Raw genomic sequence first — 9,739 nt, 5'->3', positions numbered from 1 at the left:
CTTGTGGTAACTTTAAGTCCCGGTGAGAAGATCACAGCAGAAGCCGGTGCGATGACATATATGCATCCCTCGATCACTGTATCGACGAGGAAGCGCGAGAAGAGCCTGCTCGGATCAATCGGGCTTTCCCTCCTTGGCGGGCAGAGCTTCTTTGTTACTGATTATACTGCCGGTAGTGAACCCGCCGAAGCCGCCTTTAGTGCAGCACCACTTGGAGATGTGGAGACCCTTGGGATCGCGCCCGGAAATGGTTTTATCGTCCAGAAATCATCCTATCTCGCCGCCACCGAAGGTGTGGATCTTGATATGAAGTGGGAGGGATTCACAAAAGGTCTCTTTGGGCAGGGACTGTTGATGATCAAGGTATCCGGAGAGGGAACGCTCTTTATTAATACGTTTGGAGCAATTGACAAGCATCTGCTGAAAGATGGTGAAAAGATGATTGTGGATAATTTCCATCTTGTTGCCTTCAGCGATACCTGCCAGTACCGCGTGACTAAGTTTGGTGGGCTGAAAGAAACTCTCCTCTCAGGTGAGGGGCTTGTCACAGAGATCACCGGACCTGGCGAGATCTATATCCAGACAAAGAATGTCCGCGAACTGGCAGAGATGATCTGGTCGATCATTGAGCCGAGGGTGCAGGCAAAATCCAGGTAATCTTTTCTTGTACACGTGAGGATGAAGCCCACCCTCACACCTTAATACTTCTCCATGCGATTATATTGGGTAAATACCATCGGGTTGAATAGCGAGTGCAATCCGTATCACAGAGGACGATTTTCCATGACTGAGACGCCCGGCCTGAATTTTGATGAACAGAAAGTGGATAAACTCAAGGAACTGCAGGAGAGCGGGATCCTGGTCTATCCCTGGGAATATGCAAGAAAAGATCATGCAGCGGAGATAAAAGACAGATTCTCAGAGATCTCACATGATAAAAGTGAAGAGGCAGTATCTGTTGCAGGCAGGCTCTATACCAAACGATCACATGGGAAGACTGTCTTTGCCGATCTCGGAGATGAAAGCGGAAGGATTCAGCTTTATATCCGGAAAAATGATCTTGGTGATGACGCGTTTACCTTTTTTGCAAAAAATATTGATGTCGGGGACATCGTCGGTGTCAGGGGGCATATCTTCAGGACAAAGGTTGGCGAGATCAGCATCTGGGTTGATGAGATCACCCTTCTTTCAAAGGCAATCTGTCCACTTCCTGAAAAGTACCATGGTCTGACAAACGTGGAGACGAGATACCGCCAGCGATACCTCGATCTCATCACAAACGATGAGGCAAGGTCAATTTTTAAAACCCGGAGCAGAATCATCAGCAAGCTCAGATCAGATCTCTCTGGCAACGGATTTATGGAATTTGAGACCCCGACTATCCAGCCGATTTATGGGGGCGCAAATGCCCGGCCGTTTACCACCTACCACAACTATCTCGATCAGAAACTCTACCTCAGGATTGCCCCTGAACTGTACCTGAAACGGTTGATAGTCGGAGGGTTTGAGAAGGTCTTTGAGATTGCAAAGAACTTCAGGAACGAGGATATCGATACCCATCATAATCCCGAGTTCACGATGGTTGAGATCTATTCTGCCTATGCAGATTACAATGATATGATGACCCTCACCGAGGATCTTATATCAGGTATAATCGATGAGGCTGCCGGAACATCTGAAGTTGTCTTTGAAGGGGAGCCAATCAACTATTCCACACCATGGAGCCGGATATCCATGGAAGAAGCGGTGCTTGATGCAGCCGGGATTGATATCCATGCCCAGACGGTTGAAGAGCTCAGGGAGCTTGCTGAGAAAGAGAGGATCGACGGCTGGGAGAAGGCTGCAACTCCGGGTGAATTCCTTGTGCTCTTCTTTGAGCATTATGTCGAACCAACGCTGATCCAGCCAACATTCATCTATGACTTCCCGATTGAAAACTCGCCGCTTGCCAAGAAGCACCGGACAAAACCCGGCTTCACCGAGCGTTTTGAACTCTTTATCGCAGGCATGGAGATTGCAAATGGCTTCTCCGAGCTGAATGATCCACTCGATCAGAAGGCGAGATTCGAAGAACAGGATGCCAAACGCCAGCGTGGCGATCTCGAAGCACAGATGATCGATTATGATTTTATCAATGCGCTTGGGTACGGCATGCCCCCGACAGGCGGAGTCGGGATTGGGATCGACCGGCTTGTGATGCTCGCAACCGGGCAGAACTCGATCAAGGAAGTGATCCTCTTCCCCTCCATGAAGCCGATAAGGTTCGGTGATGCGGAGTCCGAAGACGAAGTATCAGAATAATAAATTGATACCCACAGAGAGATTATCGGGTTATCCTGATAATCTCAACAATTTTTTTCGAAAAAAAGAGAGATTATTCCTCTTATGGCTGTGTTTTTAATGCCGCTGAAAGGATTCTGATCCCATCCCTGATATCCTGCATATCCACCACCTCAACCGGGGAGTGGATATAGCGGGCAGGAATCGAGAACGGGACACTTGGGATACCACCCTGTTCAAGATGAATGATAGTCGCATCGGTATTGCCTCCTGTTCCAACTTCAATCTGGTATGGAATGCCGGATGCATCGGCTGTGCTCCTCAACCACCGGACCATTGTCTGATCAGATAACAAACCTCTCCCGCTGGCAGAAACAAGAATGATAACAGGACCCTGGCCCATCTCGATACTCGCATCTTTCTTTTCAATACCAGGATGATCGCCAGGGATAGTGACGTCTATTGCTATGGCGCAGTCCGGGTTGATTGCATAGGCACTTGTCTTTGCACCTTTCAGCCCCACCTCTTCCTGGACTGTAAAGACTGCATAGACCGTATGTTCAGTCTCAAGCTGCTTCAGCGTCTCGATGATCATTGCAACACCGACCCGATCATCGAATGCCTTCCCGGTGATCCTGCTGCCTGCAAGCTCCCTGAGCTCCCGATCGATAGTGATCGGACATCCGATCTCGATTCCGAGTTCTGCTGCTTCTTTAGCCGATGTAACACCAATATCGATGAAGAGATCTTCCGGCTTCAGGGTCTTCTTCCTGTCTTCATCGGACATCATATGGGGAGGCTTTCCACCAAGCACTCCGGTAACAGGACCTTTTGTTCCATGGAGAATCACACGCTGGGCATAGAGTGCAGGGGTGAACCAGCCACCGATGGTGACAAACCTGATGAAGCCACGGTCATCGATATACTGGACCATACAACCGATCTCATCCATATGGGCAGCCAGCATCACCTTGAAGTTCCCACCCTTCTTAACTGCAATCAGGTTGCCCATAGAATCGGTTCTGATCTCATCGACATAAGGGGCAATCTCTTCTTTGATGATCTCCCGGATGTTCTGTTCACGGCCAGAGAGGCCATGCGCATCCGAGAGCTTTCTGAGTAATTCGAGTACCATGATATTCACTTATACAACGTTTCGTATCCGATTAAGTGCTTCTTTCAGGGCATCCTGTGAGGCTGCATAACTGATCCTGGCATATCCGGTCCCTTTGGCGCCAAACGCGGTGCCCGGTACAATAATCACGCCTGCTGAGATGATCGCCTCCAGTTGTTCTGCGCTCATCGGGACGAAGAGATAGAACGCCCCTTCAGGAACGCAGAAATCAAAGCCCATCTCCTTCAAGCCTCCTGCCATCAGGTCGCGGCGGGCATGATATTCATCCCTCATCTCTTTGACAACACCCTGATCCCCGGTATACGCTGCAAGAGCAGCATACTGGGAGATGGATGATGCACAGGCGATTGTGTACTGATGGACTTTCAGGCATTCCTCGGCTATCTCTAAAGGTGCTGCAAGAAGTCCGAGCCGCCAGCCCGTCATCGCATAGGTCTTGCTGGTGGCATTGATGGTGATGACATTATCTCCATACAGGGCAGCACTGTAATGCTTTCCCCCGTAGATGAAGTGCTCATATACTTCATCAGAGATGACAAGAGTCCCCTGATCATCAGCATACTCAACAATACCCCTGATCGTCTCCTCAGATTCAACCATTCCTGTCGGATTGGAGGGGGAGTTCAGGACGATCATCCGGGCACCATCTATTGCCTCACAGGTTCGATTGAGATCGATTCTCAGATCCTCTCCCAGCGGAACCGGATCCGGGATGCCTCCGGCAAGTTCTGCGAGCGCACCATACGAGACAAATCCGGGATCTGAATAGACAACCCGATCACCGGGATTGACTATCGCCTGTATTGCGATATTCAGTGCTTCGCTTGCACCTGCACAGACAATGATATCTGATGGCGAATACTGGAGATTGTTCTCACGCCTGAATTTTTGGGAGATTGCCTCACGCAATTCCGGTATTCCGGAATTTGGCGTATATCCGGTTTTCCCATCGCGTATCGCCTGTATCGCCGCCTCTTTTATGTGAAGCGGTGTATCAAAGTCAGGCTGGCCAAGGGCAAGACTGATCGCATCCGGCCCGGCCGCCTCGAAGATCTTCCTGATCCCGGAGATTTCAAGATTCATTACCCTGTCAGCAAACTGCATAAACAATCCTCTTATTCGATATTGGTATGCCGTTTCTTTAACTCTCCCTCGGATGTCTCGGTGATCTCCATCAGATAGGAGACAAGGGCATCGGAGAAGACCATTGATGTAGTCTCAAATATAGTTCCAAGAGGAGCAAATGATCGGTGTTCACCCATCATCTGGCGGATATCATATTCATGGGATTCATCAGTGACAGCATCACGCTGGCTTTCTATGACCACGATTGTATCGGCGATCTGTCCGATCGTTGATTCTTTATTTGATGTTATCAGTCCGACAGTTGCACCAAGTCCTTTTGCTGTCTGGGCGACGTCGGCAATTGATCGGGTGTTTCCTGACCCTGAAAAAGCAATAAGCATATCATTCTTCTCAATTGCCGGGGTAATCGTCTCTCCAACCACAAATGAGGTGAAGCCAAGATGCATCAGGCGCATCGCAAATGCTTTTGCCACCAGCCCTGATCTCCCGGCCCCCATAACATAGACGCGATTTGCAGATAAAATGGCCTTTGAAAATCCCTCCACCTCTTCATCAGCGATTGATTCGGCGATGGACTGTATCTTTTTTGCCATCAGCTTCATCATTCCGAGAACTCCTCCATCGTTACTCATTGGGCATACCTGTGATCATCTTATACCGCACCCTTATTGAGAATATCCCAGATGATGAAATACTCAGAAGAGGTTACCTGGGTTCTGATGGAAGACTCTGAAAACTAACAGACATTCCGTGAACCTTATGTAGGGGTCACTCAATTGATAGATTATTATGGATTATCTGCATCTTTTCCTGGATTCCTTTATCATCCTATTCGAGATTGTCGGTGCTATCATGATCATCTATGGGGGCTTGCGGGGAGCTGTCGGGGTTTTTCAAATCGAAGTCCTTAAAAATTCCGCTTTTTCATATAATTACATACGGAGAGATTTCACAAACAAGCTGATTTTTGGGCTTGAGTTTATCATTGCAGCTGATCTTCTTGCAACAATCATCGCGCCTTCAATAGAGGATGTTATGCTCCTCGGTGCAATTGTCGCAATACGAACTGTCCTCTCCTACTTCCTTTCAAAAGAGACGCAGGAGTATCCATTGGAAGATAGCTAAATAATCCTCATAATTTTCGAAAAACTGAAACATTATCATGGTATTTTCATATTGTATGCCTGTTTGCCTGAAAGCATCATGTATAGTATTTTAGAACCTGCAAAGGTTGTCCCTACCACGTGAAGTGATAATATTCACCGAGCTTTTTGGGATCTGGATCTCAAGAGATGATTTCATCAGATCCATGATATCCTGAACATCGCCCATCAGCTGATCTGGCCCAAACTCCAGGAAAATATCAACATAGATGCTCCCTCCGCTCTGCCGGGATTTTATCTCATGGATCTGTTTGTAGTTATGAAAATGTTCAGCCAGTTCTTTCATCACGATGAGCTGGAGTTCCTCTTCAATTGTCTGATCCAGAAGATCAGGAAGCGAGGAGATGATCATGGTATAGCCAGAATAGAGGAGAATTCCCATGACAACAAACGAGGCAACCGGATCGATATAAACCGACCACCAGTTCCCTGCGCAGAGTACTGCAATAACCAGGGTTGCAAGGACGACAATATTTGAAATGGCTTTTAAACGGAAAAGGTGGGATTGTGAATCCATAATGGGTGAGGGTTCCCGCAGAGCGATCCGTTAATTCTTAATCCAGAAGTAACTGTCAACCGCAGCCATGATGATGACGATGATCATCCCGACAAGGGCCCATCCGCTGCCGATATTTGCAGGAAAGAGGATGCGGAATATGGCAGCGAGGATAAGGATCAGAACCGATACAAGGATCAGGCCACCGGTAACGATCCTGGCAAGGTTCTCAAATTTTCCCATCCCGTAATCATATTTACCATTATTTCCCCGAGCAATTGTCCGGGATATAATCCACACAATCAGGATTGCGAGGGCCTCGTTGATCGTTTTCATGCCGGACGTAAGCAGGGTTACCGATCCTGAGAGTGCCGCTGCGATGAGCTTTGGGATTGCAGGAGCAGTTGCCACCAGAAGGTTCAGGAACAGGGCATGTTCCCGTTCATGTTCTGCCACATCGACAGATCCCTCCTTAGCCGGCAAGGATTTGATTGCAGCGGTCATAGAATTCTTATAATATATACTTCTGTATCTAAATAAAATATCACAATATTTGTACTCGTTCCCTGCCAGCCTTAAGAGAATCACGCTGTGGTATTATTCCTGGTTCGTCCATATCCGTTAAAACCAGATTCTATTTTCATTTCAATAAAGGAGCAAACACAATTAATCATTCTGTACTGATCAGGACAGATAACATATAGTACATATTTGTACAAAAATGAGTCAGAGTCACCACTAGTTACCCAAGCATCAGGCGGAGAAGATCCTCGGATCGATCAACCCGGAGCGTCCGGACAGAGGACTCCTTCGTCTCATCAGGATGCCAGTCTCCATATGCAGCATGAATGGTGCAGATCCCAAGACGGTTTGCCGGTTCGATATCCCGGCGGATACTATCTCCGACATGTATTGTATGAACCGGATCGGCCCGGACCGAGTCCAGGGCCATCAGAAATGAGTCTGGATTTGGCTTTCGGCTGCCACTGATATCCGGAGTCATTATAATGTCAAAATACTGAAAAAGATCTGCCTTTTTCAGCCTTTTTTCCGCATGATCTGAATCTGCGTCCGTCACAACGCCAAGCCGCATTCCTTTCGAGCGGAGTCCTGAAAGCATCTCTTCAATCCCCTGATATGGATGGATATTGAGGAGTTTTTCATTCTCATAGATTGTACATGACTCAAGATATGTTGCTGATCCCTGAATCCCGATATCAGAGAGATAATCAAATATATTTCCATAGTCTTCAAACCCATACCGCTTCCTGAGGAAGTATGAGAAGAGTTCATCAGGATTGCCACAACCCAGTTCTTCGATGACAGAAGCGCAGGCCTTCTTCTTAGCGGATATAAAATCAACAAGTGTGTTATCGAGATCAAAAAGGACGGCATCAAAGAGACCGTCATGGAGTAGGAAATCCTGCATATCCACCAGACACCTTAAGGTTGCATGCGCAGCTTGATACAGGTTTGGATAGAAACAGTTGATACAATGCGAGAAAGAGGGGTTTCTTTTGAAGAAGAGGCTTAGTCTCCGGGTTCTCTTCATCGCCGTCTTTGCCTCGATGCTTGGGCTTGGGATTGTGGTTCCTCTCCTCCCCTACTATGCCGACACCCTTGGAGCTACAGGCATTGGAATCGGGCTGATCTTTTCAGGTTTTGCCCTGTCCCGTGCGGTTTTTATGCCCCTCATCGGCCGATATTCAGATCGGAAAGGGAGGAAATATTTCATCCTCATCGGACTTGCGCTCTTTACAATCCTCTCGGTTGCCTATATCTTCGCCTCCTCTGTGGCCGGGCTGACTCTTGTCAGGATTGCCCATGGATTTGCCTCGGCTATGGTTGTTCCTGTTGCCATGGCATATGTTGCGGATTTCTCCCCGCCCGGCAGGGAAGGAATCTGCATGGGCTCATTCAATACCTCGCTCTTCCTTGGCCTTGGTTGCGGGCCATTGATCGGAGGTGCCATCCTTGATGCTGTGGGTATTGAGATGGTCTTTCTCCTTATGGCAGCACTTTCATTTGCCGCCTTTCTGATCTGCCTTGTATTCCTTCCGGAAGCCCCATCTCTTCATCGGATGAACTCGTCAATACGGCTGGCAGCGGGGAGTACCCACATGAAGCCGATCCTCTTCTTCCGGATCATGAATGCCTATGCAAATGGGACATTCATGGTATTTCTGCCGGTCATTGCCACCTTCTGGTTTGGACTCTCTGCATTTGAGGCAGGAGTTATCATCTCATTATCAATACTGGCAACCGGTCTTCTCCAGCGTCCATTTGGATTATTTGCAGATATCTTTTCGAAAACCGGCCTTATTGTGATCGGAACCGTCATTGTCTCTCTCTGCCTGATCGTTATTCCTTTTACCGCAGGATTCTTTGGATTGATCGTCGTCTCCTTTATTCTTGGAATCGGCAGTGCACTTGCAATGCCTGCATCCACGGCAGTAGTTGCTATTGCCGGACGGGAATTTGGGCAGGGAGCATGTATGGGTGCATTTAATACCGCTATGAGTGTCGGAATGGTATCTTCACCAATCATCTCCGGCTACATCATGGATATCCTTGATATCAGGGCAGTATTTGAGATTGCGGGTATTATTTCCCTTATTGCTGCCATAGCATTTCTGATACTTGCCTGGCGTGCAGGCATTGACTCCTATCATTAAGATAAAAACAATACCTTTAAAACGACTGAGACAGTATCGTTAATCAGGTGAATTGGATGGAGATCATTAAGATCCCGAAGATGGAGAAGAAGGAGTACGACCGGCTTATTGAGGAAGGATATGTATCCCGGATAGCGTTTCAGGGAGAGAAATACCCCTACATTGCCCCATTTCTCTACGTATTCGATGGAAAACACCTGTATTTCCTTTCGACAAAGTATGGCAGAAAAGTAAACCTCTTCCGGGAGAGTCCCTATGTTTCCGTTGAGGTGGAGAAGTACTCAAAGGATCTCTCCTGTTATACATTTGTGACGATGCAGGGAAGAATTGAGGAAGTAACAGACTCAATCGAGAAGAAGATCGTTCGCGAGAATTTTGTAAGCCTGATCAAAGAACGGAAACTCTCAAACAATATTCTCGCAGCGCTCGGTCACTCTCCACAGGATCCACCCGAATCCATCGCGCTGGAAGAGCGATCGATGGTCTGGAGACTATCCGGTGTAAAGGATATTGTCGCGCTGAAGAATGTGTAATCAATATTATCATTCTTTTATAGAATAGAAACCCGCATCTTCCCGGACAAAACCCTCCTTTTCGAGATCTGTAAGTACTCTCTCGATTCGTCCTTTCTCTCTGTTTTTTGTAACCGTAAGCGCACTGATAAGAGCGCTTTTTTCGATCTCTTTTCTCTCAAGGAGGAGTCGGAGGGCAGAGCCCCGGATCTCCCGATCTGATCCTGCGAACGGAGCCTGGCGTGTATAATGCCTGCTCCGCTTATTTGGATTTGTAAGCCGTTTGTTCAGATTTGTTCCATAATCCATGAGCGCACTATACCATTCCCCTGGGTTATCAAGGTAGAGTGCATCGCGGATGACAGGCAGGATCTCAGCATCATGGATATCAT

Annotated in this window: 10 protein-coding genes and 2 pseudogenes; 5 read left to right on the top strand and 7 right to left on the bottom strand. The window is 47.7% G+C overall.

The genetic code is table 11. The features are described from left to right. Positions 1-657 (top strand): TIGR00266 family protein (locus QCH34_RS02110; RefSeq protein ID WP_300329277.1); only part of this gene is annotated, 657 nt, incomplete at its 5' end. 126 nt (positions 658-783) lie between these two features. Beyond that, entirely contained in the window at positions 784-2,301 is a 1,518-nt protein-coding gene (lysS, locus tag QCH34_RS02105; protein ID WP_300329274.1) for a lysine--tRNA ligase, read from the top strand. Positions 2,302-2,383: 82 nt separating this feature from the next. Here lysS and QCH34_RS02100 read toward each other — a convergent pair whose 3' ends face one another. From QCH34_RS02100 to hxlB, 3 genes are read right to left on the bottom strand one after another with little or no spacing between them, the layout of a single operon-like run. Beyond that, on the bottom strand, positions 2,384-3,415 hold the full coding sequence (locus QCH34_RS02100; RefSeq protein WP_300329271.1) for a M42 family metallopeptidase: 1,032 nt from the start codon (positions 3,413-3,415) through the stop codon (positions 2,384-2,386). A 9-nt stretch (positions 3,416-3,424) separates the two neighbouring features. Continuing rightward, positions 3,425-4,519, bottom strand: a complete 1,095-nt coding sequence (locus QCH34_RS02095) for a pyridoxal phosphate-dependent aminotransferase (protein ID WP_300329268.1) — start codon at positions 4,517-4,519, stop codon at positions 3,425-3,427. Between the two features lie 11 nt (positions 4,520-4,530). Next, the gene (gene hxlB / locus QCH34_RS02090) at positions 4,531-5,133 is read right to left on the bottom strand and encodes a 6-phospho-3-hexuloisomerase (RefSeq protein ID WP_300329266.1); all 603 of its coding nucleotides are present in this window, start codon (positions 5,131-5,133) and stop codon (positions 4,531-4,533) included. A 157-nt stretch (positions 5,134-5,290) separates the two neighbouring features. On the opposite strand from hxlB, the gene QCH34_RS02085 reads away from it, so the two are divergent. After that, positions 5,291-5,626 carry a DUF1622 domain-containing protein gene (locus tag QCH34_RS02085; RefSeq protein WP_300329263.1) on the top strand — a complete coding sequence of 112 codons (336 nt, stop codon included), beginning with the start codon at positions 5,291-5,293 and terminating at the stop codon, positions 5,624-5,626. A gap of 90 nt (positions 5,627-5,716) precedes the next feature. Here QCH34_RS02085 and QCH34_RS13290 read toward each other — a convergent pair whose 3' ends face one another. The 3 genes and pseudogenes from QCH34_RS13290 to QCH34_RS02075 form a co-directional block, all read right to left on the bottom strand. Continuing rightward, positions 5,717-5,950 carry a cation transporter dimerization domain-containing protein gene (locus QCH34_RS13290; RefSeq protein WP_366898218.1) on the bottom strand — a complete coding sequence of 78 codons (234 nt, stop codon included), beginning with the start codon at positions 5,948-5,950 and terminating at the stop codon, positions 5,717-5,719. 48 nt (positions 5,951-5,998) lie between these two features. After that, a pseudogene (locus tag QCH34_RS02080) lies at positions 5,999-6,664 on the bottom strand (cation transporter); the annotation flags it as partial. A 238-nt stretch (positions 6,665-6,902) separates the two neighbouring features. Continuing rightward, a complete protein-coding gene (locus tag QCH34_RS02075) occupies positions 6,903-7,589 on the bottom strand; it encodes an HAD-IA family hydrolase (protein ID WP_300329260.1) in 687 nt (228 codons plus the stop codon). An 88-nt stretch (positions 7,590-7,677) separates the two neighbouring features. Here QCH34_RS02075 and QCH34_RS02070 point away from each other — a divergent pair, with 88 nt between their 5' ends. Next, entirely contained in the window at positions 7,678-8,835 is a 1,158-nt protein-coding gene (locus QCH34_RS02070) for an MFS transporter (RefSeq protein WP_300329257.1), read from the top strand. Positions 8,836-8,891: 56 nt separating this feature from the next. Then, the gene (locus QCH34_RS02065; protein WP_300329255.1) at positions 8,892-9,368 is read left to right on the top strand and encodes a pyridoxamine 5'-phosphate oxidase family protein; all 477 of its coding nucleotides are present in this window, start codon (positions 8,892-8,894) and stop codon (positions 9,366-9,368) included. 9 nt (positions 9,369-9,377) lie between these two features. On the opposite strand, the pseudogene QCH34_RS02060 reads toward QCH34_RS02065, so the two are convergent. Further along, positions 9,378-9,739 (bottom strand): annotated as a pseudogene (locus QCH34_RS02060) (A/G-specific adenine glycosylase); the annotation flags it as partial.

The sequence above is a fragment of the Methanocalculus sp. genome, assembly GCF_029762515.1.
GTDB lineage: Archaea > Halobacteriota > Methanomicrobia > Methanomicrobiales > Methanocorpusculaceae > Methanocalculus.
This window is presented reverse-complemented; position numbering and strand designations above follow the sequence as displayed.